The organism is Allobosea sp. FW305-C-101, from assembly GCF_058783685.1.
Genome location: NZ_JBYSYT010000007.1, coordinates 1 through 24,938, shown reverse-complemented (window position 1 = coordinate 24,938; position 24,938 = coordinate 1). Strand labels below are relative to the sequence as shown.

Sequence of the window (24,938 nt, the reverse complement as noted above, 5' to 3'; positions counted from 1 at the left end):
GCAATGAGCAGTGGCGAGTTCATCACCAGCCATGCGCAGGCCATTCGTTTGTTTCCGACAAAATTGACGCGGTTTCGCATTGCGTTAGCCGCAGCATTCGTTCTTGTGTTTCCTTTCGTGGCGAGCGGTTATCAGCTCGGCCTTGCCAACTTGATATTCATCAATGTGATCGCCGCCCTAGGGCTGAACGTGATTACCGGGTTTACCGGCCAGATCTCGATCGGACACGGCGCCTTTCTTGGGGTCGGTGCTTATACTTCAGCCTATCTCGTAAGCGTCTTGGGCGTTCCCTTTTTCGCAGCGATCGTGATCGCGGGTTTGTTCACGGCGCTCGTCGGGAGTTTTTTCGGCGTCCCATCGGTGCGACTGAAGGGGCTCTATCTGGCGATAGCCACGCTGGCGGCGCAGTTCATTCTGGAGTTCGTGTTCCGGAGTTGGACGTCCGTCACCGGAGGTAGCAACGGCATGTCCGCTGGTTCGGCATCTGCGTTCGGGCATGAATTGTCGGGCGACACAGCCTTCTATTGGATCCTGCTCCCAATAGCGGCCCTGTCGCTGCTCTTCGTGAGAAACCTCGCGCGAACGGCTACCGGCCGTGCGTTGATGGCAGTGCGCGATCACGATCTCGCCGCGGAGATCATGGGCATAAACCTGTTCCGCAGCAAGCTCATCGCCTTCGCCATCGGGTCATTCCTGGCAGGTGTGGCGGGCGCCTTGTGGGGGCAGTATGTCGGCTATGTCACGCCCGAGCAATTCACGCTGGGGCTGTCGATTAGCCTGCTGGTCATGATTATTGTCGGCGGTTTGGGCAGCGCCCTTGGTTGCGTGCTCGGTGCCGTATTTGTGACCCTGCTTCCGGAAGCGCTCTCGGAGGGGGCCGCGCTGTTTGTCGCTGATCCTGCGGCTGTGGCGGGCACCCTGGCTTTCCTGCGCGAGGGGCTTTTTGGAGCATTGATTATCTTTGTCCTAGTTGCCGAACCGGCAGGTCTTGCAGCGCGTTGGCAGCGTATCAAGACCTATTGGAACGTATATCCATTCGCCAGGTGACGACAAAATGCTGACAATCGAGAATATTGAAGTCGTCTATGATACCTACGTTCTGGTTCTGAAAGGCCTCTCCCTTCAGGTGAAAAGCGGCGCAGTGACTGCATTGCTTGGCGCGAATGGCGCGGGCAAGTCGACGACGCTGAAGGCGGTGTCGGGACTTCTCGCGTCAGAGGAAGGAGAGGTCACGCGCGGACGCATCACCTTCGACGGCGTGGACATCACCCACATGTCGCCTGATCGAAGAGTGGCGTCGGGCCTCGTGCAGGTGATGGAGGGGAGGCGCATTTTCCAGGACCTTACGGTCGAAGAAAATATTCGCATCGGCGCCTTCCTGGAAAAGGATTCTCGCAAGATCGCGTCGCGCCGGGAGCTTGTTTATGAATACTTTCCGAAATTGAAGGAGCGGCACACGCAGGTCGCGGGATATCTGTCCGGCGGCGAACAGCAGATGCTGGCGATTGGCCGCGCATTGATGGCGGGCCCCCGGATCATGATGCTGGACGAGCCCTCGATGGGTTTGTCGCCGCTGCTCGTCCAGGAAGTATGCGGGATCGTCCGGCGTCTCAATCGTGAGGAGGGGCTGACGATCCTCCTGGTCGAGCAAAACGCGAGCTTTGCGCTTGCTGTGGCGGACCAGGGCTATGTCATGGAGGACGGGAAGGTGGTGCTCGAAGGTTCGGGGGCGGAGCTGAGGGGCAATCAGGACGTCCAGGAATTCTATCTGGGGGCGGGAGCTTCTGAGCGCGGCAGATTCAGTAGCGTCAAATGGTACCGCCGCAAGAAAAGATGGGTTTAGGTATTTGTGGAATTTTGAATTCTGCAAAACTTTGCCTTGATTTGAGAATAATTTCCAAAAAAACTTATTTTTCTCTATTTTTGCGTTACCGTTCCTGTGTTGTTCTCGAAAATGTGTCAGTCTAATCATGATAACGTCTTATAGTTGGGTGAGAACGATATGAAGAGACAAACGATGTTTGCGAATTTGCGGGAGAGCCAGGCTGAAGCCTACAAGCGCGCTCCGGCCATTCGCGAGATTTACGACCGCGCCGGCATTCGGCCGGATGATCTGCGGACGGCGGATGATCTGTCGCGCTTGCCCGTGCTCAAAAAGGAGCGGCTGCTTGATCGACAGCGCGAGAGTCCGCCCTTCGGTGGCTTCCTTGCTGCACAGAACGAGGATATCGCCCGCATCTTCGTATCCCCCGGTCCGATCAATGAGCCGCAGATGAGAGGCGAGAATGATGGGTTGGGATTTGCGCGTGCTTTTGCCGCGGCTGGAGTTGGGCGCGGTGATCGCGTGCTCAACACATGGTCTTATCATCTGGTTCCCGCAGGCCTCCTGCTCGACGACGGCTTGCGCGACAGGGGAGCCTCCGTCATTCCGGCCGGCACCGGCGGCAGCGAGGCGCAGGCCAAGTTGATCATGGACCTTGGCGTGACCTGCATCTGCAGCTCGACGGCATTTTTTATCACGCTCGCCGAGACGATCGAAGGCCAGGGGTACGCTTTGCCGGAGGCATGGAACGTCAAAACAGCGCTGCTCGGCGGCGAATTCGGCGACTGGATGGGCAAGCGGCGCCGGCTTGAAGAGCGCTATGGCATCCGTACGTTTTCGGTTTATGCGACGGCTGATTTCGGCGTTATCGGTTTCGAGAATAATGGCTCTGAGGGTTATGAAATCCACGAAGACCGCATCGTGCAGATATGTGACCCGGTTAGCGGCGTTCCTCTGCCGATGGGAGAGTCTGGAGAGATCGTCGTCACCACGCTGAGGCCGGGCTGGCCGCTGATCCGTTTTGGTACTGGAGACGTCGCCTTTGCTACTGCCCTGACCGAGGAGGGCACCGTCCATCGCATCGGCATGCTGCAGGGGCGCGTCGGCCAGGCTGTGAAGGCGCGTGAAATCTTCATCTACCCAAGGCAGATCGATGAACTCGCCATTGCAAGTCCGGGAGTTGCACGGGCTCAGGCCGTCATCAGTCGGCCGGGGCATCGTGAAGAGATCACGCTGCGACTTGTTCTGGCCCCCGACGCCGACCGCGATACGGTAACCGGATGGGTGCTGGGCCGGTTCAGGGAACTCACGCGACTCAAGGTCGATCATCTGGAATTTATTACCGCAGGTGAGCTCCCTGCCGATGCGCCCTTTCTGGTCGACAGAAAGGACCAATGACAAGGGCGCTCATCCAATCATTGCTCAAATGTCAGGACGTTGATCGGCCTCGTGTTGCGAGATCTTTTCGCGTGAAGCTCGAACGTCTTCTGAATGGCCGCTCCGACTGGGGAAGCGCTTGATGTCATCCACTGCAACTGTATCGAGGAACTCCGAAGAGCGTGTAAGAGTATCATTCTCACGCCAGAATGCGATGTCTACCATCGGCGCAACATTGACGGTTGTGACCCCGGGCATGGTGGAAATCGAGATGCCCTATTGCGATTCACTGACCCAGCAATACGGATTCATTCAAGGTGGAATTCTCTCAACTGCGCTGGATTCGGCCTGCGGCTATGCAGCTTACTCTCTTATGCCGGAGAATACAGCGGTTTTGACCGTTGAGTTCAAGGTTAATTTCCTCGCTCCAGGCAAAGGAGAGCGATTTTTGTTTCGCGGTTCGGTGATCAAGCCCGGCCGCACGATCATCGTGGCTGACGGGCAAGCATATGGATTTGCCGCGGATGGCGCCACAAAACTGCTCGCGACCATGACAGCCACGATGATGGCACTGCCTGACCGCGCCGACATCGTGGACTGAGGTGTTGGCAAACCGTGATATGAAATCGTTGTCCAAAATCGATCGAGGCGTGCAGAGATGCTCCTGCACGTGTTTCTATCGATGTTTTTCTGACGCTGTGCGTCTCGCTTTATTTAGCGTAACACATAATCATTGGCTCTGCTCACCTCGGCGGCTTGACGGATTATCTCAAGACGCGATCCGAAAAATTGGCGAGCGCGCAGTTTTACGCATCGCGGAGTGATGATGCAGAGAGGGCGCCGGAAAGCCGGTGCTGCCGGCCCGTTCGACACGCTTTCAACCTCGAGACACACAAATGCCGGAGACGGCTGATGACTTCGTATTGAACGGAAAGAATGACAGAATGGTAGCCTATATCCCGCCGGTTGATGATATCCGTTTCCTCTTGAATGAAGTCTTCGATTTCAACGAAACGATGAAAACTCTTCCGGGGTACGAGGAGATCGACGCTGATCTTGCTGTGTCCATACTGGAGCAAGCCGGCAAGTTTTGCGCCGCCGTGCTTGAGCCTTTGAATCGGCCAAGCGACGAAGAAGGTTGTCGACTGGAAAACGACCAAGTTTTTACACCCGATGGCACTTCCGAAGCCTATAAGGCGTTCATCAACGCTGGTTGGAGCGGGCTCTCCGGCGACCCTGAGTTCGGGGGGCAGGGCCTCCCGCGCGTGATGCAAGTCTTGCTCGATGAAATGCTTTCATCTGCAAACCTGTCCTTTGGTCTTTTCCCCGGGTTGACCCGCGGTGCAGCCGAAGCCATCTCCATTCACGCCAGCGATGCCCTGAAGCAGCGTTACCTGCCGAAGATGATATCTGGTGAGTGGACCGGCGCCATGGCGCTTACGGAAGCGTCCGCCGGCACTGATCTTGGCCTTTTGAACACGCGCGCCGAAGCTTCGGTAGACGATTCGTATCGAATCACTGGGACGAAGATCTTCATCTCTTCCGGCGATCACGATTTCGGCGGCAACATTATCCATCTCGTGCTGGCGCGCCTTCCGGATGCGCCGAAAGGGGTCAAAGGCATCAGCCTGTTCCTGGTGCCCAAATTCCTCGTCAATGACGACGGTAGCCTGGGTGCTCGCAATGGCATGTCCGTTGGCTCGTTGGAGCACAAGATGGGCATCCATGGTCAGCCGACCTGTGTCATGAACTATGACGGGGCCACTGGTTGGCTCGTAGGCGAGGTGGGGCGCGGCCTCAATGCCATGTTCACCATGATGAATGCTGAACGCTTGTTTATTGGCATCCAGGGACTCGGGATTGGAGAAGTGGCGAACCAGAAGGCCACCGCGTATGCCCGCGAGCGCCTACAGGGCCGCTCGCTCGACGGCTCCAGGGGGCCGGTTCAGATCGTCGAACATCCCGACGTCCGCAATATGCTGCTGAGGGGGCGCGCCTATGCGGATGCCGCCCGCGCGCTGGCCATTTGGACCTCCATGCAAATGGATATCGCGGCGCGTCATCCAGACGAGGGGGCGCGCAAGAGTGCTAATGGCCTGGTTGCGCTCCTGACCCCGGTGGTCAAGGCAGCCTTCACGGATTTCGGTTTTGAGACGGCGGTGTTGTCTCAGCAGGTTTTCGGCGGTCATGGCTACATCCGCGAATGGGGCATGGAGCAATTCGTGCGCGATGCCCGCATCACCCAGATTTACGAAGGCACCAATGGTGTTCAAGCCATCGACTTGGTCCAACGCAAATTACCGATGGAGGATGGGGCGCTGCCAAGCCGCTTCTTCGCCCTTATCAAGCAGGATCTTCAGTCGCCCGTGACCTGTCGGAATGCCGATGCTATCGTCGGAGCAACAACCGAAGCACTTGAGCGGCTTGAACGAGCCACTGAGCGGCTGCTTTCCGGCCGTCTCGATCCATTCGCCGCTGGGGCCGCCTCAACAGGTTATCTCAGGCTCTTCGCACTGGTTGCCTATGGCTGGATGTGGACAAGAATGGCCAAAACGGCGGCGATGTCCGACGCTGGCGACCGAATTTGTCGCCGAAAGATTGCGGTTTCACGCTTCTTTGCCGAGCGCGTGCTGCCGGAGACTATCGGATTGGAAGTCGCGCTTAACGCCAGCCCCGAGTCCGTGATGGCTCTCGATGCCGACTCCTTCTGAATGGGATGGCGAGAGCGGGTTGGGCTCCCAATCGGGAGCGGTGCCGGTGAGACGATCGTGAAGTCATGGTCTTGGACCCGGCCAATCCCGGTGTTGGCCAAGCGCTAACCAAGTTAGGCCGGGCGAAGGGCCCAACCGCGTTCAGCCGAGCCAGCCTGCCGGTGGTCTATCTCGTGCGAGATTGCGCTTGATGGCGAGGCCCGAGTGGTTCTGAGGCGCATTTGGGGCTCGAGTGTCCGCGCTTGGAGTATCGCCGGGGTTTTTCGGATCGCGGCAATGTTCTGGTTCTTTGTTCTCGCATTTTCTTCACGCGAGCCGGTGTCCGCTTCGCTCGAAAATGCTCTAGCAGGATCGCGATGGCATGCTGAGTGAACTCTATGTGCCGGGTGACAGCTTCCTTCATAGAATGCCGCCGCAATACATGCTGTTAGCGCTGGCGGCGTTCTGCACGCTGCTTTTCTTGTTCAGCGATTGGGGCGTTCTGGCGGCTGCCGGCCTGCTGGTTCTGGTCGTCTATCGGGTCGCGGGGCTTCGGCTGCACCATGCGGTGACGTCGGTGCGCCCGGCATTTTGGGTTCTGGCCTTCATCTTCGCTGCGCATGTGCTGACGACTGATATCTCGCAGGCGGCCATCGTGGTCGTGCGCTTCGTCCTGATGATCCTAGCAGCGTCGGTCGTGACGCTCACCACCCGAACGAGCGAGTTCGTCGGCGGCATCGAGGCCATGCTGAACTATGCTCCGGCCTGTGTCCCGACCAAGCGCATCGCGCTGGCGATCACGCTCACGATCCGCTTCATTCCCTCTGTGCGCGTGATCTTCACCGAGGTTCGGATGGCGCAGAAGACACGCGGTCTCGATCGAAATCTCACAGCTACGCTGGTGCCGCTCGTCGTGAGGACGTTGAGGATGGCCGATCAGGTGTCCGAGGCGCTCGAAGCGCGCTCAGCCGGCAAGCTCTGAGCGGCCAAGAGCCTTCTCTATATTTGAGAGCGGGCGATATAGTCCGGGATCACTGCGACTGGAGCGCCATCGCCGACGAGGGCGCCGTCTTCGCAATGGAGCACCCGGTCAAAATTCGCGATTAGGTCGAGGTCATGGGACACCATGACCACATGTTCGGTCAGTTCTGCGATGGCCTTCATGAACAGGCTCTTATTGCGCAGATCGAGCAACGTCGTCGGTTCATCGAAAACGATCATCTTTGGCTTCATCACCAGAACGCCCGCCAGCGCGACGAGTTGCCGCTCACCGCCGCTAAGCTGATGCGTAAAGCGATCCCGCAAATGTGCGATGTCGAAGCGTGTTAGAACTTCATCGATACGCTCGCGGATAACGGCGTCGGGGAGCTTTAGGTTCTTGAGGCCGAATTCCAGATCCTCTTGCACGATCGGATAGACGATCTGGTTCTCCGGGTTTTGGAACAGGAAGCCGACATGCCGGCGCAACTGGCCGTCATTGGGAGCGCCGTCCCAGGTTACCGTGCCGGTGGTGGGCTTTTCCAGCCCGTTGAAGAGTCGAGCGAATGTGCTCTTGCCGGAGCCGTTGCGCCCGATGATTCCCACCCGCCGCTCGCCGATGCGCAGGTTGATGTTTCCGAGCACGCAAGTGCCGGATTTCCGGACGGATACGTTGGTGAATGTGATCATTCGGTTCGTCGAGGTTCCGGCAACTTCAGGCGCGGGCAGTCGGGATAATGATCGGATAGGAGCGCTTGACGATCACGACGACCAGGCCCGCGACGTAGCATTTGAGGATGTCGCCGATGAGGAAAGGCAGCGACCCAAAAAAGGCGTTCGGAACTGATATGCCGGCGACCGCGGCGCTCCAGGGGATGCCGATCGCATAAAGCACCACGACGCCGCCGATTGCGCAGATCAGCGTCGCCTTGAGTGTGGTCAGGCCGTTCCAGAAGAGTTCGACGAGAAATCCGACGACGAAAGCAGCGAAGATCCAGCCGAACAAATAGCCTGCAGTCGGTCCGAGGAAGACCCCGATGCCGCCACGCCCGCCGGACAGGAGTGGCAGGCCCATGGCGACCAGAGCGAGAAACAGCACCATTGAGAGCGCGCCGCGACGAGCGCCCAGAACGCCGCCCGCTAGCATCGCGCCGAGGGATTGTGCCGTGACTGGCACGCCAATTGCTGGCAGGACGATGGGAGGAGACATTGCCAGACCAGCCGTGATCGCCGCAAAAAGCGCAATGAGGACGATGTCGCGCATCTCGTGTCTCTTCCAGAATGCCGATTGAACGAACCCGCTGACGTAGGAGAGCTGCGGGTTTTTTTATGGGATGGTCGTGGTGGGAGGGTTTGGGCGTTGCGCCTCTTGTCTAGCCGAAACTCCCGATGGCCGGAGTCGAGCCGAGAAATGTCCTTGGTCGCTGCGTGATCGACGGCATGACGCCCCGCAACCTACTACCGAAGACACAACCATCATATCTGCAAGTGGGAACCAAGTTCGGCCGCCATTTCGGTTGCGTCGATACATTCGTCATGCTCGCCATCGAACTGGGGCTGGCGGCCCACCGCCTACAATGGCTGACGCAACCGGCGCTGCCCGAAGTGCCAGGAGCCGACCAGCGAGGCTTGACTCGCCGCGCGTGCGAAGGGCCTCCTGCCCACACCGTAGTTCCATGTCGAGCTCACCGTGCCATCGCGACTTGACGCCATTGCTTTCTAGAACAAGGCCGTCGTGTTTGCCATCCTGCTCGCAAGTTGGGCTAATCCACCCCGACTGAATGGTTCATCCTGAAGAGTGCTCTTTAGCGGACGGGGACGGTGGTGTCGAAGAGACGCTACAAGCCCGAAGGGATCGTCGCGGAGCGGTGTCAGGTGGGTGCTCTGGGCTTGCCGCGCCAGCTCGCCGCTGCCGCAATCCGCTCGATCGGCGTGACGGAGTTAAATTGGTAATGCTGGCGTCGAGAATTTGGCAGGCCGAAGACGGATCAGGTGAAGCGGATGAAGGGGAGCTCAAGGCCGAGATCGCCCGGCAGCGCCTCGCTGTCGCTGACCCGATGCTCGACAATCGGATCCAAAAGAGTGCTTCGCTCATGACGATGAGGTCGAAATTACCAGGGCCGGATTTCATCTTCCCGTCGTGGCGCCCGTAGTTCAGTTTCATCATCGGATAGGAAGAGAGGAAGACGAGCTCCTAAGGTGGGCCGCCGATGCTACGCCATGTTGGAAAACTAGCCATGGCGGCATGACACACGCCAAACGGCCTACGGCGACCCGTAGCGGTTCAATTGCGAGCAGCGCTTGACGGTGCGGCGGCAGCAAGCGGACGATCGGATCGCGTGTGAGATCGCCTGCAATGTTGGGTCTGACGCAATCTCGCTGACGTTCGGGATCATTGCGCTCCGATGAGGCGCGCCTGGAGAAGGTCGATCTTTCCACGGCCGTACATCTGGCGTTTGACGAGCTTGAGACGGGTGATCTGTCCTTCGGTCTGGCCGTTTGACCAAGTCGAGAGGATTGCCGCTCGCACGGCGGCTTCGTCGCGCCGGACGCCATTCGCCAATGAGGCGACCAGGCTTTGCGACGCGCGCTCGATCCAGGAAGCCAAGGGCTCGGCCCGCCTCGACCTGATCATGGCGTGGAAGCCGGCGACGATTTCACGGGCCTCGACCAAGGCCGGGACGCCGTTCTCGATCGCCGCGATCGTAACAGTCTTGGCCTTCGTGAGATTGTCGCGACCCGTGGTCATCAACCGTGCGATGGTCCGAGCCGATGGGACGCGCGCGAGGCTGCTAGCATCCGTTTTCTCTGCGCGCCGCCGGCGTGTTGCCCATTCGGAGAGGACCCTGAGGCTTCCCCGGAAGCCGCTTCTCCGCATCGATCGCCAGAGGGCGGATGCATTGTGGACGCCAGCATCCCATTGCGCATCGAGCCAGGGTAGGTGCGCCTCCAGCGAACTCTGGCGCGGTCGGAAGACGTCGCCGCGCTCGCCTCGGACGATGCGCCTGACGGTCTGGCGGTGATGGCCCGTGCGCCTGACGATCTGTTTGATCGGCACGCCTTCCTTCCAGAGGGCAAGAACCGCTGCGTTTGTCTCCTCGCGCCGCAGATACCCTTCGTATTGCAGCCTCTCCGCCGCCGTCAGAAGCGAGGGGTTGACGACCGTGGTGCCGATGGCGCTGCGGATCTGGCGCATCGACTTGCGCACGGCGTCGAGGAACGCACGGCTGGCATTCTCCATCAGGTGCCAGCGATCGGCGACCTGAACGGCATGCGGCAGGGCTCGCGCCACCGCCTCTCCGTACCCACCGCCGCGGTCACGGGCGACCGTATGGACAATGGGCTGGTGCCTGAGCCAAGCCTCGGACGTTGCTGGCTCCCGATCCGGAAGCAAAACGACCGGTCGGCGACGCTCAAGATCGCAGACGATCGTGCCGTAGCGGTGATTGCGCCGCCAGGCGAAATCATCGATGCCGATCACGCGCAACGGCTCGCTCGGCACCCGAGCGCGCTGCCGTACCACACGCAGCAGGGTATCGTTGCTGACCGGCAGCATCATCCTCGCGGCAAAACTCGCTCCAGGTCGGCCGCCCAGGGCGAGGCCGAGATGCTGGACGATATGATCGAGACGATCAGTTCGGCGTGCTCGTGGCGCGAGGATGCGGTCACCAAAGCGCTCTGCGAAGATCTGGCGGCCGCATAGGACCGCATCGCACCGAAAGCGCCGGACCAGAACGTGGAGTTCGACGCGTCGGCTGCTCAGCGGCAGATCCTTTGCTCGCCGGAAATACCGGCTTTGGATCCGCGGCGAGAACGCCCCGCAGTCAGGACATGGACAGGCCCTGACGGCGGACCGTGCTCGGACAACAATCCGATCGCCTTCGATCGCGATGCCGTCGACGATAAGACCTGCGGGAACCAAGCTGGCCGGTCGAAATCGCTGCTTCATCATGCTGATTCCTTCTGGAAACCAGCGTCAGAACAGCCCCAACCTGCAGCGAAACTGAGTCAGACCCCAATGTTGGCCCCGTGAGGGGCGGTTATTGGCCGAGTTCGGATTCACTCCATCGATTGGCCGCAAAGGTTATGCTCGATGCCGCGCCTACCGTCGCAGACATACCATCCCGATCTGAGAATCTCGGCGATGGCGGGAGCGTCGTGCTTGCCGGCGTTGTTGCATATGCCGAAAGTGCGGCGCCGCCCTGATGTGCCTCCAAGTGGATGACGTCGTAGCCGATCTTGGCCAGCTCATAGGTGATGGGCTGTGTCAGCGCGCCCAAACCCGTTTAGCATTGGAGATGCACAGGTGTGAACAATTCGATTTAATTTATTTTGATCTGACATAATTTAATTTTATGCGGTAAGATTTTATATGTGAGAGCATGTCTATGGGCGTGGTTTGTTGCAATCGGCGGGGATGAAGGCAGGGGATGGCGAAGCGGTCAGTGATCAGCGACGAGGTTCTGCTGAAAGGAGCAGAAGCGATCGCGGCCGATATGCAGGGGCCGGAAGGGCAGCGCCTGAAGCTTGCGAGGGTCATCGATGTCCATCTCGACTGGTTCGATCAGGCTCGTCGTCGCGGCCTGGAATGGAACGACATCGTCGCGTTGCTGTTCCGAGCGGGAGCGACCCGAAGCGATGGCCGTCCGCTGTCGCGGGGACATCTGCAATCGCTGGTCTGGCGCAAGCAACCTGCGGAGCGGCAGCCCACGGAGGCGAAGCCGACGCGCAACGATGCTACACCGATGATCACGAAACCGACCGCTCGATCGCCTGCGACGGGCCAGAGCATCAAGCCCGCGCGCGGACGAAAGCCGCAGCCTGCGGAGGGAACGCTGGCTTTCTCGGGGGCTCTGCCGAAACCGCCTGCCGCCGGCGCAGGCCCCGATGGAATTCCCGCCGCGCAGCCAGAGGGGGACGCGCTGCTCGCCTATATGAAACGGGCCGCCCGCCTCAGGCGGGAGGAATGACATCAGCCGGGCGCGTCTCCGCGGCCTGGTCCGTCTCCGAAACAGCATGGGCGATGCCCCGCCGGAAGCGTCCGGCGGGGCATCGTCAGTGGTCTCATTCGCCGTTGCGGCGGCTGGGGCGGGACCAGATCAGGCTGTAGCTCTCGCCTTCCTCGTCGTCGAAGAGGTTGGCGAAGATCGGGGCGGTGAAGCTGGGATCGTCGAGCTTGAGCCCGAGATAATCGCGGCCTTCGCTGGAGCGCTTGGACCAGGCGGCACCGATCTCGGCGCGGCCGACGAAGACGCGGTGGCTGGGAGCGTTCTCCCCGGTGACGCGGGTCTCCGGGACGATGCGGACGCCCTTGGCCTGGACGCTGAGGGTGACAATGTCGCCGGCGAACTCGTTGGTGGCGGTCTGCTTGAAGGTGCCGATGGTGGCCATGGTGGTTCTCCTTGATGTCTGCTTCGAGCCCGCACCGTTGCGGCCTCGATGGCGATCGGCAGGCCGAAGGCGAGCGCCGGCGCACCCCCGGCAGGGGGCTTGACAGCAGAGGAGGAAGTTTCTTGGCTCGTGAGGAATGAGGGGTTCGGGGTCCCCGCGCGACCTGTCGCGTGGGGTGGCCCCTCAGGGGAAGAAAGTTTCGACGGAGCTGTTGCGCCTGAGGCGGTCGAGGCGCCAGCCGTCCTTCGGCCAGATCAGCCCATTGGAGAGGCCGTTTCGGAGCGCGCGACTGGCGGGTCAAGGAGAATCTGGTCGGGCTCGGCGGGTTCAGGATGACCGGCACCGAGGCACGCCGACTGCCGGTTGGCTCTTATCGCGTCGGGGCTGTGAAACATGATCATCGTGAGATGTGTCGACGGGGATGCTCCCGCTTCGCCTGCCCCAGTCCGACCGGGGTGATGATGACGCCCGGCGCCAAACGCTCTGCGCGGCCTGGATGAGCGGCAGTCGTCGATCCGGTTTTCCGGCCGACCTGCCCGTCTTCGACGATGAGGTGACGGGATCGGCTGTTCCGCGTTCGCCTGACGGAACCAAGGCGGGCAGCACGCCTGCTCAACCGAACATCTCCGGCGGGGAATCGCCATTGTCGGCTGAACAGGACGACGCCGGCCGCGGCGGTGCGGCCGGCCGCAAGACAGGAGGGAGCTTACGCTTCCTCCTCCTTCTGGAGTCGCGCGACCTCCGCAAGCAAGGCTTCGAGGCGTTGCAGGGTCGCGGCGCGCTCCCGGCGGGTGAGGATGCACTCCGAAAGCTCGGCGCGCAGCTCGGCGATGTCGGCGTGGATATCGAAGAAGTTGGTCATGGTGAACCTCCGTTGTCTCGATGACGGAGGTCGCCGACCAGGTGTTGGGGGATCGGGTCAGGGATCGCGCAGCGACCGGCCTGCCGGCGGGCGGGGGAGCCGATTTTGTGGTTCGGCTTCGCCGGATCGCAAAATTGGGGGAACCGCCCGTCCTTGACGCGAGCCGCCTGCCGGTAGGATCGCGGTAACAGAGAGAAGGACGGCCTGGCTCGACGCCGGGGCCGGGCTCCTATCGCGCATGCGGGGGGGCGGCACTCACCGGCATGCGCTCCGGGCGGCAAGCTGCCGGTAAGCCCACCGGCAAGCGTCACCGCCGGCGTTCATGCACCGCTGAATCTCCAGACGGGGATACCGAGCTTTTTCGCCTTGTCGGCAAGATTGTCCTGGATGCCGGTGCCGGGGAAGATCATGACGCCCATGGGCAATATCTCCAGCATGGTGTCGTTGCGCCGGAACGGTGCTGCCCGGCCATGCCGCGTCCAGTCGGGCGCGAAGCCGATTTGCGGCACCTTGCGATGGTCGGCCCAGCAGGCGGCGATCCGCTCGGCCCCCTTCGGTGACTTACCGTGCAGCAGCACCATGTCCCGGTATTTCGCATGGACGCGATCGAGTGCATCCCAGATCAGCCGGTGGTCGTTGCAATCGAGCCCGCCGGTGAAGGCGATCTTGGGGCCGGACGGCAGCAGCACCTCCTGTTCGGCACGCTTTCGCGCCATCAGGAAGTCGTGGCTGTCGATCAGCGTCGCGGTCAGAGACTTGTGGTTGACCATCGAACCTGCGCGCGGGCGCCAGGGCGTGCCGATATGGCGCTCGTAGTGCCCGGCGGCCTCGTCGCGCATGCTCTCGAAGGCGTCGCGGCGTTCGATCAGGTTCTGTGCGTCGACGAGCAGGCGTTCGAGGATGACGGATTGCACTTCGCTGCCGTCTTGTTCCGCCTGGGTTCGGCGCTGCGCCTGCTCGTTGCGGTCGAGTTCGCGCTCGATCCGGCCGGTGGCCCGGTGGAAGAGCTGGACCGCCGACCAGAGCAGGTCGTCGAGCTCCGGTTCGAGGCGGGTGTCACCGAGCGTGCCGGCAAGCGCATCGAAGATTTCGGTAACGGCGCCGGCGAGATCGGCCTCGTCCGGCAGTGGGCGCGGATCGGGCTCGTCGGGCTGTGGATGGTAGCCGTAGAGTTGCAGGCCGGCCAGGACCTGTACGGTCGGGGATGAGGCGTGCGGTTCGTGGTGATGGTCCGGATCGCGGGGCATCGGCGTGGTCTCCTTCGTCGGGCTGGCCGCGCCCTTGCGGCCTTCATGGCGACGGACAGCCCACGGGTCGGCCGGACCGGCAGCCCTCGCCTTGCGAGGGCCCTGATGGCCAAGGCCGGCGATTTTGGGTCGCGATGGAACGCGCGGGCCTGCCCCGCGCGCCGGAAAATCGTCGGCCGCGGCCATTGCCTGGCCGGCCGGCTTGTGGGCCGATCGCCCTCCCGAAGGCCGGGCGCGGCCTCTTCGACCTGGTGACGGCGCGAGGCGTGACGGCCACACCGCCGCCCGTCTTCTTCCCTTTCCGGATTAACCTGCCGGGTTCAGGAAGCGGCTGACATCCTCCTGCGCGAGCTGACGGCGCAGCCATGCCCTGAGCGCGGACGGGCCGAGATGCAGCAAATCCTCGTTGAAATCCCGCTGCCGCGGCGAGAGCATCACGGTCTCGATGCCGGCGCTCGTCGCCCGCCCGCTCAGCCGGTCACAGGCTTCGCTGCCGGCCGGATCACGGTCGCGCAAGATATAGAGACAGCGCAGCCCCTGCGGAAACAAGATGGCGGCGAGATGTGCGGCCGAGCCGGCGGCCAGCATCGGCATGCGCGGCAGAACGGAGCGCGCCGAGAGCACCGTCTCGATACCTTCACCGGCTGCGAGCACGTCGCTGGCAACGCCGAAGCGGACGGCATGGCCGAGCAGATCACCCATGGCCCGCCTCGGCGTGTCGACTGGCGCTTTGCCAAAACCGTCGCGCGCGAGCCAGGTGCGATGCAGGCCGGTGATCCGCCCGTCGCGATCGGTGACGGCGGCGATCAACGCTGGCCAGGTCTCGGTCGGCGCGCTCGCATCGGGGCGATAGTAGCAGCGCGGATGGAAGCGCAGGCTCGACAGATCGGTCTGATCGGCGATCCCGCGCCGATGCAGATAGGTTTGTGCCAACGTGCCGGCGATCGGTTGCGACATGGCGAAGAGCCGCCGGGCCGCCGCGGGCGAGCCAGGCTGCGTGGCGCGATCGGCATGCCGCTCCGGTTCCGGATGCGGCAGGGAGAGGAAACGCCTTGCCTCCTCGGCGACATCGCGGAAGTCGACGAGTCCGTGCGCCTCGCGGATCAGGTCGAGCAGATCACCATGCTCGCCGGTGGCGGCATCGCTCCAGCGGCCGGCGGCACCGCGACCGGTCTCTGGTCCGGCGAGCCGGACGAAGGTCGATCGACCGGGTGCGTTGCGAATATCACCGACCAGCCAGTAGCGGCCAGAGCGCCAGCCATTGGAGAGATAGTGGCGGCAGACCGCCTCGGCGCGCCGGCCAAGGCGGCGCGCCAGATCATGCGGGGATTGCGCCATGCGGCACCTCGACAGGGAAGAGGCCCGCCGTCGCCGGCGGGCCGATCGGAGGTTCGGGGACGATCATTCGGCGGCGATGAGGGCCGTCGAATCCCCGTCGTCATCGGAAGGGCGCGTGTCGCGAACTCCGGTTTCGTCCGCGCCGTCAGCAGAACCCGGCGTGCGCAGCGGCTCCGGCAGCCAGCCGGTCTCGGCCAGCAGGCTCTCGGCCTCGGCGGCCATGTCGCCCTTTTTCAGATGTGCGATGCGCTCAGCGGCACGCTGGTCCTTCGCCTCGGCAACCGCCTGCAGGATGCGGGCCTTCGTTACCCGGCCGAGGAAGTTGTCCACGGTGGGCTTCCACCCTGCCGCCGCCATGTCGAGAGCGATGGCGCCGGCCAGATGGTCGGCATGGGCGAGCGCCCGCGGCCGGCGGTTCCAGGGCTCATGCACGGCGTTGACCGAGAGGCTGACGATATGGGCGAACAATCCTGCCTGACTGTCCCCGTCCCACGACTGCAAGGCGTCCCAAAGGTCGCTTGCGTCCTTCGGAAGCGCGTTGGCCCAGTTGTCGTGCCGCACACGGATCGCTTCAGCCGAGGCGCTGTCGTTCAGCCCCGGCGCCTGGGAGCTGAAGGCGACGCTCTTCAGGTCGAGCTCCAGGCAGCTCTCCGAGGCGTAACGGTAAAAGATCTTCTGGGTCAGCGCGTGCAACGCCGCGAGGAAGGCGACATCCGGACGATCGCCGAGCGCCTGGCGCAAGGCGAGCGTGCGATGCGAGGTCAACTCCGTCATGAGCCGGTCGGAGATTGGCGAAAGACCTTCATCCTCCTCCGCTTCCGAGTCCGCCTCCTCGGCATCGGTCACGACGGTGGCGTCGCCGGCGCGCTGAGCGGCGGCAGCCCGAACGGCGTTCACCTCGGTGTCGTCGACGTCCGGCTCGATCGGTGCCTCATCCTCCGGGCGGACATAGCCGCGCTCGACCTGCAACCGCCCGTCATGGGCGATGCTGACGAAGGCGCCGGCGCGGGCGATCTCGGCCGGATCGAAGACGAGCGGCCGGTTCTCGAACGCTTCAAGCGCCGTTTCCAGCTCGCTCAGACGCTCGTCGACCTCGCCGGGCAGTTCGTCTGCGCTCGAATAGGCGTCCGAGAGGCTGTCATATTCGGTCTGGAGGGCGTCGCGGGTCGCTTCCTCCTCGGGCGTGAGCGCGACGGTTTCGCCGCGCAGCCGGCGCAGACCGAAATTGTGGCCATAGGCAAAGTCCGGCGCGACCTCGATCCACTTCCAGCCCTCGGCGGCGACCGCTTCGGAATCAGCCTTCAACTTTTCGGCGACCATGCGGTCGACCAGCGCGACATCCTGCAGCCAGCCGCCATCATCGCCCTGGAACAGGTCGCGCAGCGCGGTGCCGCCGGTCGCCTCGTAGGCCTCCACGCCGATAAACTGCGCCCGCTTGTCCGAAGCGCGGACCGCGCCTTCCGTCAGCATGCGGCGGATGACATAGGGCTGTTTGTCGTATGAGGCTTTCAGCCGCTCGAACACCTGTTCCTGCCGCTCATGGTCGCCGGAGACGGTAAAAGCCATGAGCTGGTCGAGCGTCATGCCGTCCTCGGCATAGATATCGAGCAGCGTCGGCGCGACCGAGGCGAGCTTCAGCCGCTGCTTAACGACATTGACCGAGACGAAGAAGGCGGCGGCGATCTCCTCCTCGGACTGGCCTTTCTCGCGCAGCGTCAGGAAGGCCCGGAACTGATCGAGCGGATGGAGTGGCGCGCGCTGGACGTTCTCGGCCAGCGAATCCTCTTCGGCCAGACCTCCCTCGCGCACGACGCAGGGGACCGGCGCGGTCTTCGCCAGCCGCTTCTGCTTCACCAGCAGTTCGAGCGCCCGGTAGCGCCGGCCGCCGGCCGGAATCTCGAACAATCCGGTCTCGACGCCGGCTGCGTCGGTGACAGCCCGGACACTCAACCCTTGCAGCAGGCCACGCCGGGCAATGTCCTCGGCAAGTTCCTCGACCGAAACGCCGGATTTGATCCGCCGGACATTTGCCTGGCTCAGCACCAGCCTGTCGAACGGGATGTCGCGCGAGGGCGAGAGGGTGATCTTCTTCGCAGCCATCTGGATGATCTCCGTGACGGACGGCCGGGAACTTCTCTCGACCTCGAAACCCGTCACGAAGGGCAGCGCCACCCTCTCGCTCTGGAGGGCAGCGCCGCGAAAACGATGACCGCGTGAAGCTGGACAGCGCCGATGCTATGGCCGAAGCGTCAGGCGGCCCGGTCGAGGAGTTTCTTGGCCCGCCCCTCCAGATCGAGTCTCGCATCCTGATGGGTCTTGTCCCGCGCGACCGCCGTGATGCCCTGCACGAAATCGAAAACGGTTTCAGGCGGCCGGCCTTCGTCGGCCAGCACCGTCTCGATGATCTTTGCCGTCTCGGCTTTGGAGAAGCCGCGCTTGCGCAGGAAGTCGCTGCGATCCTCGTCGCTTCGGGCGACGATCTTCTCCCGCGACGCCTTGATGCCGTTGATGAAAGGCATAGGCGAGGAATTGGCGAAGCGGGTCAGCGCCGGAGCCGCCTCATGCGCGAAGCGCGAGGCGGCGTATTTGGAGTGGCGGATGGTGATCTCCTGAAAATCCTCGACGCCCCAGAGATTACGGTTCTGGCAGACGGCTCGCAGATAGAAGCTCGCCATGCCGAGCGTCTTGGCGCCGACCTCGGAATTCCAGCAATAGAATCCGCGGAAATAGAGGTCCGGAGAACCGTCGGGCAGCCGGCCGGCCTCAATCGGGTTCATGTCGTCGACCAGGAAGACGAAGACGTCCCGGTCCGAAGCGTAGAGCGTCGTCGTGTCTTTGGTGATGTCAACGCTCGGGTGGTAGGTGCCGGTCGACCAATCGAGCACGCCCGGAACCTTCCAACGGGTGTCGCCGGTGCCGTTGCCGGCGATGCGCTGCACGGCCGCGACCAGATCATGGTCGAAGATCCGGCCATAATCCGGCCCGGTCGCGGCGCGCAATTCGACACGACCGTCCGCGACCTCCAGCGTCTTGACCTGCTCGGCCCGATGCGAGGTCAGGCCGTATTGCAGGTTGATCGCGGCGAGCGGCGCCGGGAGCTGCCGCAGATAGGATGCCGGTGCGCCGACCAGGCTGGCAAGCTGGCCAAAGCTCCAATTTGTCGGCGCAACCGGCGCATCGGCACCCGGCAGCACCAGCGCCAGCCGCTCCGGATCACCGCGACTGGCTTCGACCCGGATCGCGGCACTCTCCACGGTGCGGGTCCGGCTGCGCTCGGCCCGACCCCGCACGGACGTATAGAGCTCCGAGAGCGATAGATAGCGCTCATCGTCGGGCCGCGAGAACCATTCCGATGACACCCGGCCGACCCGCTCGCCGCGGCTCGCATCCACCTTGTAACCGCCGCTCGCATCGCGGCGGGCTTCGAGCACCTGCATGGTCATGGGGCAAACCTCCATAACGGGCGCCGGGAGCCTCTCTCCCTGTCTGAAACCCGTCGTGATGACGGGTTCGATCCTCTACCTCTCCCAGGTCCCGCTCATCCGGTGTGCCGGGCTCGGCGCACTCACCGTGACGGCACCCGGCCGCGACGCCAGCCGCGATGCGGCGTGGGTTCGATGGCCGAACCAGACGCCCCGGCCCGCCGAATCGAGTTAATCCCAAACTCTGTCGGGCCACCCGCGCCATCGTGTCGGTATGGCGATCCATCCCGACGATATCGGCACGAACATCGTGTCCACCGATCAACCGGCGCGGTCTGGCGCGAGCAATCGCGTCTGTGCCGAGATGACGATCGTCGACAATGCGTCGTACGATGCAAATTCGGGGCGGGAATTTCCGCAAAACCCCACTGTCCTGACCTATGGGCATTTCGTCGCCGCGTACGCGTTCTTCAACGCGCGCCTCTTTGCCGGTTCGCTTCCGGGTTGCCTGATCACGATGCAGCGCAAGAAAGGGGCCCGCGGATTTTTCCACGGGGAGCGCTTCGGGTCGCGCGATCAGGCCGAGATCACCGACGAGATCGCGCTCAATCCGACCTCCTTCGCTGTTCGCGACGACAGGGCGATCCTGTCGACGCTGGTTCATGAGATGGCGCATCTCTGGCAGCATCACTTCGGAAAGCCGTCGGGCGCCGACTATCACAATCGCGAATGGGCGGCGAAGATGCAGAACATCGGGCTCGTGCCCTCCGACACCGGGATGCCCGGTGGGCGGCAGACGGGGCGCCGCATGACCCATTACATCCAGGCCGATGGGCCTTTTGATCGCGCCTGCGAGGAGTTGCTGTGGTCCGGCATCCTCGTCGCCTATGTTCAGCGGGGCGACGACGAGAGGGGCGAGACGGTCCGTGCCAAGAAAGCCGCCAGCAAGAGCCGCTACACCTGCGCCGGCTGTGGATTGAATGTCTGGGGCAAGCCCGGCATCCGCGTAATCTGCGAAAGCTGCCGCCGGCCGCTGCTTCGTTCATCCTGCTGAGTTCGAGGTCATCATGGTCAATCGCGACAAGTCCAACGATGTTCCAGACCAGATCGAGGAGGTGGTCCGGGCTCAGCTCGAAAGCCTGGGGTCCCGCGGGAAGCCGTTCGCAATTTTCGATCCCGAGTTGATCGATGAGGCCGGTGAAAGGGACGTATGCGAGCTGGCGCGCTTGCTGTCGCCGGAAGAATTCGCCGTGCTGGCGGTACCGGTGGCGATGCTGCCTGCTTTGCTCCCGTTTCTCGCTCCCGATCACCGTGAGATGTTTCAGGCCGGGCGCCCGCTGGTGATCGCGCCGATCGCGGTGGAGGACCGCGAGGCGAATGCCGCGCACCGTCCTCCCGATACCCAGCCCGTCAAGGCCGCCAAGGCCGCACTCGAGACACAAGCCTTCCGGCTTGTTACGGCTCAGAAGGCCGCCGAACTCGCCCGAAACAACCAGGCCCGCCTGCTAACCGCCGCAGAAGCAAATGAGCGGGCGAAAGAGGCGATCGGCGAAGCTGTCTGGCGTGAAGGTTCCGACCCGGACGGTAGCCGCAGGATCGGTCGCGTGGAGGGATTGATCGATCGCGGGCGGCGTCTGGCGGCAGAGTTCTTCGGCGTCGCAAATGCTCGCGATGTCGGCAAGGCCGAGACCTTTCGTGTTGCCGACAGGTTGGGGGAGAGCCTGCCGGGCTCCGCAGAGCGCAGGGAGATTGTTGCGACGCTCGAACGCGATCATCGCGAGCGGGCTGGCGGACTGGCCGATCACGAACTCCGTGCAAGGGCGCATGAAGGAGCGATGGGGCGCTGGTCGGGCTCAGTGCGCGAAGGTGCGCCGATCGAATTCGCGGACGGCCTCGACGTGACGAACGGCATCGCGACGCGACAGTCAGCTCCGGCCCTGATGCGCGTCGCGATCGACGGCGATCTCAACCCGGGCGAGGTGCACCGGAATCTCGCTACGATGAGCGAACCCTTCGAGATCGGCCGGCTGATCGGGCGTTTGAGCCGCGGGCGCTCCATCGAACTGAAGCCGGAACAGGCCAAAATCCTGGTGCAGTCGCTGCATGTTTTCGCCAGCCAGCTTCATGGCTCCGGCGAGCCAGAGACGGAGGCTGACGGCTGTGCGTGGTATCTCGCGCATGCGGCGCTGAGCTGCCACGATCTGGGCTTCTGGAACAAGACGATCACGCGCATTCTCGAGACCGGCGCTGCCGAGACGATCGAGCCCGGGGCCCCGTGAGTTAATCCCAAAGCCGGGAATTCTCCGGCTGCCATGATCCTCCCTGTCGACGTCACCTCGACCCGACAGAAAGGATCGATATGGCCCAGTTGAAACGCAATCTCATCAGCGGCACGGCGATGCCGCATCTCATCATCGTTGCGAACGAGAAGGGCGGCCAGGGCAAGAGCCTGGCCGCGCTCGCGGTTGCGGATCATGCCCATCTGCACGAAGCCCCGCTCGGGGTCGCGCAGGTGGATGCGCAGCACCGGCTTGCCCATGCGCTCGGGCGCAACGTCTTGACGATCGCGCCGGTTGCGAAGGACGCGCGGCGCGATCCCGCAGCCGAAGCGCGATCGTTCACCCCGCTCTATACGATGATCGAAAAAGCCGCCGGACGCGGCGCCAGCGTGCTGATCGACACTGGAGCCAACCAAGCGACGCGGTTGGCGCATTGGAGCGGCCTGGTCGATCTCGCCGAAGATCTGGCGCTCTGGAAGATCGCGACCACCGTGATCGTTCCGTATGTGGCCGAAGCTGAAGCCATGCGACAGGCGGCTCATACGGCCACCCTTCTGCTGGACCGGATCCCGCAGGCCCGGCTCGTGCTGGTTGAAAACGAGCGGGATGGGATGTTCACCCTGCTCCACCCGGCGTCGGACGCTGCCGGGGTGCATCGTACGATGATCGCGCCGCTGAAGGCGCAGGCGACGGTTCTGCGGATGCCGACGATCGAAGCCGGCTCCTGGCGGCCCTTTGAGGCCGCGCGCTGCCGCCTTGTTCAGGTCGCCCAGATGCCGGTCGAAAAAGTCATGACCCTCACGGGTTTGCCCCGACCGGAAGCGAAGATCGTGCGTGGCGACGTCGCCGCATGGACCGCGACGGTCTTCGACGAGCTCGATCGCGTGCTCCCGTGGAGCAAGCGCGGAGGTGGTCATGACTGAGCGGCGCGGAGCCTTCGAGCGGGCAGCGAAACTCGCCTCAACCGAGAGGCGCGAGGGGGAGCGGGGCCTGGTGCAGCGTCTCGCCGACGATTTCCGGCAGGACCCGGGCGCGTTCGATCCGCGCCGGCTGTCCTATCTCAGCACGCTGGGCTGGGTCGACCTCCTGAAGACGCTGGAGATTTCTCCGGCCGGGGGCGAGAGGCCCTTCCTGGGCGGGTTGGTTGATGCCCCGCAGCCGGATCAGTGGCCGGCTCCCGGATGGGCAAACCTGCGCCGGCCGGAGCGCTCGGCCTGGCTCGCCGGCGTCGCGTCCGGCGCCGGGTTCGGAATTGTCGTCCTCCTTTTTGCCCTTCTGCTCGGCGCGACGCTCGGTTGAGCGACTCTCAAACCCGCGAGGCTTCCCATGACCACCCATAACCCGTTCATCGAGATGAAGCGGGTCGCACCTGCGGTTCTCGGTGCGATCACGGCGGCCGCGATCGTCCTCGTTATTGGATCGCTTCTGCTGTTCGAAATCCGCCCGCCGCAGGTTGTCGGAGCACGCGGGACCGTCGATCTCGATCTGGCCAGCCTCGCCTGGATCGGCGCTGTGATGCTCACCAGCGACGGCTGCCTGCCTGTCGTGCCGTATTGGATCGGGCTGGAGTGCCAGCCTGGCGTGAGTTCCCGCCTGATCGGCGTGATCGCGCAGTCGCACTCGGCGAAGTTTCAGCTGAGCATGCTCGCAGCAGCTGTTCTCTCGGCCGCTGCGATCGCCTTCGTGAGCATCGTTTCGGCCACGCCGAAGCGGGAGCAAACAAAGACCCTGAAGGGTAAGCGACCGGTTTTCGATGGCGACGCCCGCGCATCGTTGCGCAGCGCCATCGCCAAAACAGGCCGCGTGCTGAAGCGCGGCCTCTGGCTGGTGCCGCATGTGCAGCTGACGCCGACCGTTGAAGGTTACAACATCCTGGCGTTGGGCACGCAGGGCTCGGGCAAATCGTCGACGCTGCGCGCGCTGATCGAACAGCTCGTCCTCCGCGGCGACAAGACGCTCATTCACGACTTCAAGGGCGACATGACCGCCGGGCTCCCATCCGACGATTTCATTCTGGTGGCCCCGCACGATGCCCGCTCCTGGGCCTACGACATCGCCGCAGACATCCGGAACCCTCAACACGCGCGCGAGTTCGCAGCCCACGCGGTCCCGACATCGGCCGGCGAAACCATGTGGGGCGACGGCTCGCGCGCCGTCTGGTCCGATCTGGTGATGGCACTGCGGACCGACACGCAAGGCCACTGGGGCTGGGTCGAGCTCAGGGATGCGCTGCTCTCGCCTGGAGCTGATATCAAGGCGGTGCTCGACCGTCACGGTGCGGCGAGCGCGAGCCGTTTGATCTTCGGCAGCGAAGATCCCGAAGAGAACCGAACGACGATGTCGGTTCTCATCACCATGTGGATCGCGGCGCTGACCGTCGTCCACCCCCTCGCGGAAGCCTGGTCCGAAACTCCTGCGGATCGACGGTTCAGCCTGCGTCGCTGGCTCGACGACGATAATTCGCTGCCACGTGTTCTCATCCTGCAGAAATCCAGTGAATATCCAGAGCTGACGACGCAGCTTTCTGCGTTCTTGGTCGATCGCCTGGTCGGACTGGCCTTGCGTCCGGGACGGGAACGCAACCCTGCGACGAAGCTGGCGTTGTGCCTCGACGAGCTTCCCGAATGTGGCCGTCTCCGTCGCCTTCCAAACTTGCTGAATATCGGTCGCGAATTCGGCGTCGTGACGGTCGCGGCGGTCCAGGACATCGCCCACCTGATCGAGCTCTACGGCGAAAGCCTCAGCCGCATTCTCCTCGCCAGGTTTCGCATCAAGCTCGTCCATCAGCTCGATCCTGGCGATACCGCGGAGCGCGTCGCCGGATGGCTCAAGCAGCGGACGATCGAATATGACGGACCCGAGCGATACGATCCTGCGGCCAAGCGAAACATTCGTGACACCGTTCGCGAAACGGCTCCCGTCCTGGCTGAAGATCGTATCGAGACCGAACTCGGCGTCCGGATGGAGAAAGGACAGCCCATCGTCCGCGCGATGATCCTAGGCTTTGGCAACCCCGCGATCCTAGATATTCCGGCGACCGGATGGCCCGATCGCCGCCCCGGCCATGAGCCGGCGCCCTGGCTCGACCCGTAAATCCCGTATCCGCGCAGTACGCGTTTGCGAGATGGACGAAGTCGGATCGCCTCCTGTCGGAGAGCGATCCGATCACTCTATACCAGTCAAGCGGCGCTATGCGAGGGTAGCGGGTCAGTTTGAAATTTAAGCGCGCACTCAAGGTGGAAAGCACGATGAGAAAGTATCATCGTATGATCCATGACCGATCCTGCACCGGGCCTCACCATTGTTCGCGTCTTTATGACCGATAATCTCGTTGGTCCGGAGCGACAGCCCGCTGTTCAGTTGTGGGTGGCAGCGGTGCCTCGCGACGAAGCCGTCGCGGCGGTGCTCAAATGGGTTCCGAACCGTTACAAAGCGGAGCTGACAGACGATATTGTGTAAGCGCTGTTCTCAGGCCACGGCCTTGAGCGGCTGAGGCGCATAGGCCCAAGGCAGCAGATCGTCGATCTGGCTC

General features: G+C 63.1%; 22 protein-coding genes. 13 read left to right on the top strand and 9 right to left on the bottom strand.

Translation table 11 applies throughout. The features are described 5' to 3' along the window. Positions 1-3: 3 nt before the first annotated feature. The 6 genes from AC3WMA_RS23080 (at position 4) to AC3WMA_RS23055 (ending at position 6,871) form a co-directional block, all read left to right on the top strand. Entirely contained in the window at positions 4-1,047 is a 1,044-nt protein-coding gene (locus tag AC3WMA_RS23080) for a branched-chain amino acid ABC transporter permease (RefSeq protein ID WP_076442314.1), read from the top strand. Between the two features lie 7 nt (positions 1,048-1,054). Continuing rightward, entirely contained in the window at positions 1,055-1,843 is a 789-nt protein-coding gene (locus AC3WMA_RS23075; RefSeq protein ID WP_076442312.1) for an ABC transporter ATP-binding protein, read from the top strand. Positions 1,844-2,017: 174 nt separating this feature from the next. Next, positions 2,018-3,220, top strand: a complete 1,203-nt coding sequence (locus AC3WMA_RS23070) for a phenylacetate--CoA ligase family protein (RefSeq protein WP_210188707.1) — start codon at positions 2,018-2,020, stop codon at positions 3,218-3,220. 121 nt (positions 3,221-3,341) lie between these two features. After that, on the top strand, positions 3,342-3,800 hold the full coding sequence (locus AC3WMA_RS23065; RefSeq protein ID WP_076442308.1) for a PaaI family thioesterase: 459 nt from the start codon (positions 3,342-3,344) through the stop codon (positions 3,798-3,800). Between the two features lie 343 nt (positions 3,801-4,143). Next, positions 4,144-5,910 (top strand): acyl-CoA dehydrogenase C-terminal domain-containing protein, encoded by a 1,767-nt coding sequence (locus AC3WMA_RS23060; protein ID WP_076442307.1) that lies wholly within the window; start codon positions 4,144-4,146, stop codon positions 5,908-5,910. Between the two features lie 361 nt (positions 5,911-6,271). Next, positions 6,272-6,871 carry an energy-coupling factor transporter transmembrane component T family protein gene (locus tag AC3WMA_RS23055; protein WP_083712322.1) on the top strand — a complete coding sequence of 200 codons (600 nt, stop codon included), beginning with the start codon at positions 6,272-6,274 and terminating at the stop codon, positions 6,869-6,871. Positions 6,872-6,888: 17 nt separating this feature from the next. On the opposite strand, the gene AC3WMA_RS23050 is transcribed toward AC3WMA_RS23055, so the two are convergent. The 3 genes from AC3WMA_RS23050 to AC3WMA_RS23040 all read right to left on the bottom strand — a co-directional run bounded on the left by AC3WMA_RS23050 (position 6,889) and on the right by AC3WMA_RS23040 (position 10,816). Beyond that, the gene (locus AC3WMA_RS23050; RefSeq protein WP_076439576.1) at positions 6,889-7,557 is read right to left on the bottom strand and encodes an energy-coupling factor ABC transporter ATP-binding protein; all 669 of its coding nucleotides are present in this window, start codon (positions 7,555-7,557) and stop codon (positions 6,889-6,891) included. Positions 7,558-7,582: 25 nt separating this feature from the next. Then, positions 7,583-8,131 carry a biotin transporter BioY gene (locus AC3WMA_RS23045; RefSeq protein ID WP_076439578.1) on the bottom strand — a complete coding sequence of 183 codons (549 nt, stop codon included), beginning with the start codon at positions 8,129-8,131 and terminating at the stop codon, positions 7,583-7,585. Positions 8,132-9,259: 1,128 nt separating this feature from the next. Beyond that, positions 9,260-10,816 carry an ISL3 family transposase gene (locus tag AC3WMA_RS23040; protein ID WP_492287736.1) on the bottom strand — a complete coding sequence of 519 codons (1,557 nt, stop codon included), beginning with the start codon at positions 10,814-10,816 and terminating at the stop codon, positions 9,260-9,262. A gap of 481 nt (positions 10,817-11,297) precedes the next feature. Here AC3WMA_RS23040 and AC3WMA_RS23035 point away from each other — a divergent pair, with 481 nt between their 5' ends. Further along, a complete protein-coding gene (locus tag AC3WMA_RS23035) occupies positions 11,298-11,837 on the top strand; it encodes a hypothetical protein (RefSeq protein ID WP_076439580.1) in 540 nt (179 codons plus the stop codon). Positions 11,838-11,931: 94 nt separating this feature from the next. On the opposite strand, the gene AC3WMA_RS23030 is transcribed toward AC3WMA_RS23035, so the two are convergent. The 6 genes from AC3WMA_RS23030 to AC3WMA_RS23005 form a co-directional block, all read right to left on the bottom strand. Continuing rightward, positions 11,932-12,258 carry a DUF736 domain-containing protein gene (locus tag AC3WMA_RS23030; protein ID WP_076439582.1) on the bottom strand — a complete coding sequence of 109 codons (327 nt, stop codon included), beginning with the start codon at positions 12,256-12,258 and terminating at the stop codon, positions 11,932-11,934. Between the two features lie 706 nt (positions 12,259-12,964). Then, positions 12,965-13,120, bottom strand: coding sequence for a hypothetical protein (locus tag AC3WMA_RS23025; RefSeq protein WP_175624114.1), 156 nt, complete (start codon positions 13,118-13,120; stop codon positions 12,965-12,967). Between the two features lie 320 nt (positions 13,121-13,440). Then, positions 13,441-14,367, bottom strand: a complete 927-nt coding sequence (locus tag AC3WMA_RS23020; RefSeq protein WP_076439885.1) for a DUF2493 domain-containing protein — start codon at positions 14,365-14,367, stop codon at positions 13,441-13,443. A 306-nt stretch (positions 14,368-14,673) separates the two neighbouring features. Beyond that, positions 14,674-15,705, bottom strand: coding sequence for a DUF7146 domain-containing protein (locus tag AC3WMA_RS23015; RefSeq protein ID WP_076439584.1), 1,032 nt, complete (start codon positions 15,703-15,705; stop codon positions 14,674-14,676). A gap of 63 nt (positions 15,706-15,768) precedes the next feature. Then, positions 15,769-17,805: a ParB/RepB/Spo0J family partition protein gene (locus AC3WMA_RS23010; RefSeq protein WP_076439887.1), complete on the bottom strand. Its 2,037-nt coding sequence runs from the start codon at positions 17,803-17,805 to the stop codon at positions 15,769-15,771. 149 nt (positions 17,806-17,954) lie between these two features. Further along, positions 17,955-19,148, bottom strand: coding sequence for a DUF932 domain-containing protein (locus tag AC3WMA_RS23005; RefSeq protein ID WP_076439585.1), 1,194 nt, complete (start codon positions 19,146-19,148; stop codon positions 17,955-17,957). Between the two features lie 253 nt (positions 19,149-19,401). Between AC3WMA_RS23005 and AC3WMA_RS23000 the strand changes: the two genes are divergently transcribed. The 6 genes from AC3WMA_RS23000 to AC3WMA_RS22975 all read left to right on the top strand — a co-directional run bounded on the left by AC3WMA_RS23000 (position 19,402) and on the right by AC3WMA_RS22975 (position 24,865). Continuing rightward, a complete protein-coding gene (locus AC3WMA_RS23000) occupies positions 19,402-20,181 on the top strand; it encodes a SprT-like domain-containing protein (protein WP_244560307.1) in 780 nt (259 codons plus the stop codon). A gap of 13 nt (positions 20,182-20,194) precedes the next feature. Beyond that, entirely contained in the window at positions 20,195-21,406 is a 1,212-nt protein-coding gene (locus AC3WMA_RS22995) for a hypothetical protein (protein WP_076439587.1), read from the top strand. 80 nt (positions 21,407-21,486) lie between these two features. Next, positions 21,487-22,329 (top strand): P-loop NTPase family protein, encoded by an 843-nt coding sequence (locus tag AC3WMA_RS22990; RefSeq protein ID WP_083712323.1) that lies wholly within the window; start codon positions 21,487-21,489, stop codon positions 22,327-22,329. Then, on the top strand, positions 22,322-22,705 hold the full coding sequence (locus tag AC3WMA_RS22985; RefSeq protein WP_076439588.1) for a hypothetical protein: 384 nt from the start codon (positions 22,322-22,324) through the stop codon (positions 22,703-22,705). The genes AC3WMA_RS22990 and AC3WMA_RS22985 overlap by 8 nt, the downstream gene beginning before the upstream one ends. 27 nt (positions 22,706-22,732) lie before the next feature. Next, positions 22,733-24,499: a type IV secretion system DNA-binding domain-containing protein gene (locus AC3WMA_RS22980; RefSeq protein WP_076439590.1), complete on the top strand. Its 1,767-nt coding sequence runs from the start codon at positions 22,733-22,735 to the stop codon at positions 24,497-24,499. A gap of 180 nt (positions 24,500-24,679) precedes the next feature. Then, positions 24,680-24,865: a hypothetical protein gene (locus AC3WMA_RS22975; protein WP_492287647.1), complete on the top strand. Its 186-nt coding sequence runs from the start codon at positions 24,680-24,682 to the stop codon at positions 24,863-24,865. Positions 24,866-24,938 lie beyond the last annotated feature (73 nt).

Bases quoted from the DNA above. Each gene is read 5' to 3' on its own strand.
- AC3WMA_RS23055 (WP_083712322.1), top strand. From the start codon at position 6,272: ATGCTGAGTGAACTCTATGTGCCGGGTGACAGCTTCCTTCATAGAATG.
- AC3WMA_RS22990 (WP_083712323.1), top strand. From the start codon at position 21,487: ATGGCCCAGTTGAAACGCAATCTCATCAGCGGCACGGCGATGCCGCAT.
- AC3WMA_RS23060 (WP_076442307.1), top strand. From the start codon at position 4,144: ATGGTAGCCTATATCCCGCCGGTTGATGATATCCGTTTCCTCTTGAAT.
- AC3WMA_RS23070 (WP_210188707.1), top strand. From the start codon at position 2,018: ATGTTTGCGAATTTGCGGGAGAGCCAGGCTGAAGCCTACAAGCGCGCT.
- AC3WMA_RS23065 (WP_076442308.1), top strand. From the start codon at position 3,342: ATGTCATCCACTGCAACTGTATCGAGGAACTCCGAAGAGCGTGTAAGA.
- AC3WMA_RS22975 (WP_492287647.1), top strand. From the start codon at position 24,680: ATGACCGATCCTGCACCGGGCCTCACCATTGTTCGCGTCTTTATGACC.
- AC3WMA_RS23025 (WP_175624114.1), bottom strand. From the start codon at position 13,120: ATGACCAACTTCTTCGATATCCACGCCGACATCGCCGAGCTGCGCGCC.
- AC3WMA_RS23030 (WP_076439582.1), bottom strand. From the start codon at position 12,258: ATGGCCACCATCGGCACCTTCAAGCAGACCGCCACCAACGAGTTCGCC.
- AC3WMA_RS23015 (WP_076439584.1), bottom strand. From the start codon at position 15,705: ATGGCGCAATCCCCGCATGATCTGGCGCGCCGCCTTGGCCGGCGCGCC.
- AC3WMA_RS23010 (WP_076439887.1), bottom strand. From the start codon at position 17,805: ATGGCTGCGAAGAAGATCACCCTCTCGCCCTCGCGCGACATCCCGTTC.
- AC3WMA_RS23040 (WP_492287736.1), bottom strand. From the start codon at position 10,816: ATGAAGCAGCGATTTCGACCGGCCAGCTTGGTTCCCGCAGGTCTTATC.
- AC3WMA_RS22980 (WP_076439590.1), top strand. From the start codon at position 22,733: ATGACCACCCATAACCCGTTCATCGAGATGAAGCGGGTCGCACCTGCG.
- AC3WMA_RS23045 (WP_076439578.1), bottom strand. From the start codon at position 8,131: ATGCGCGACATCGTCCTCATTGCGCTTTTTGCGGCGATCACGGCTGGT.
- AC3WMA_RS23080 (WP_076442314.1), top strand. From the start codon at position 4: ATGAGCAGTGGCGAGTTCATCACCAGCCATGCGCAGGCCATTCGTTTG.
- AC3WMA_RS23005 (WP_076439585.1), bottom strand. From the start codon at position 19,148: ATGACCATGCAGGTGCTCGAAGCCCGCCGCGATGCGAGCGGCGGTTAC.
- AC3WMA_RS23075 (WP_076442312.1), top strand. From the start codon at position 1,055: ATGCTGACAATCGAGAATATTGAAGTCGTCTATGATACCTACGTTCTG.
- AC3WMA_RS23020 (WP_076439885.1), bottom strand. From the start codon at position 14,367: ATGCCCCGCGATCCGGACCATCACCACGAACCGCACGCCTCATCCCCG.
- AC3WMA_RS22995 (WP_076439587.1), top strand. From the start codon at position 20,195: ATGGTCAATCGCGACAAGTCCAACGATGTTCCAGACCAGATCGAGGAG.
- AC3WMA_RS22985 (WP_076439588.1), top strand. From the start codon at position 22,322: ATGACTGAGCGGCGCGGAGCCTTCGAGCGGGCAGCGAAACTCGCCTCA.
- AC3WMA_RS23035 (WP_076439580.1), top strand. From the start codon at position 11,298: ATGGCGAAGCGGTCAGTGATCAGCGACGAGGTTCTGCTGAAAGGAGCA.
- AC3WMA_RS23050 (WP_076439576.1), bottom strand. From the start codon at position 7,557: ATGATCACATTCACCAACGTATCCGTCCGGAAATCCGGCACTTGCGTG.
- AC3WMA_RS23000 (WP_244560307.1), top strand. From the start codon at position 19,402: ATGGCGATCCATCCCGACGATATCGGCACGAACATCGTGTCCACCGAT.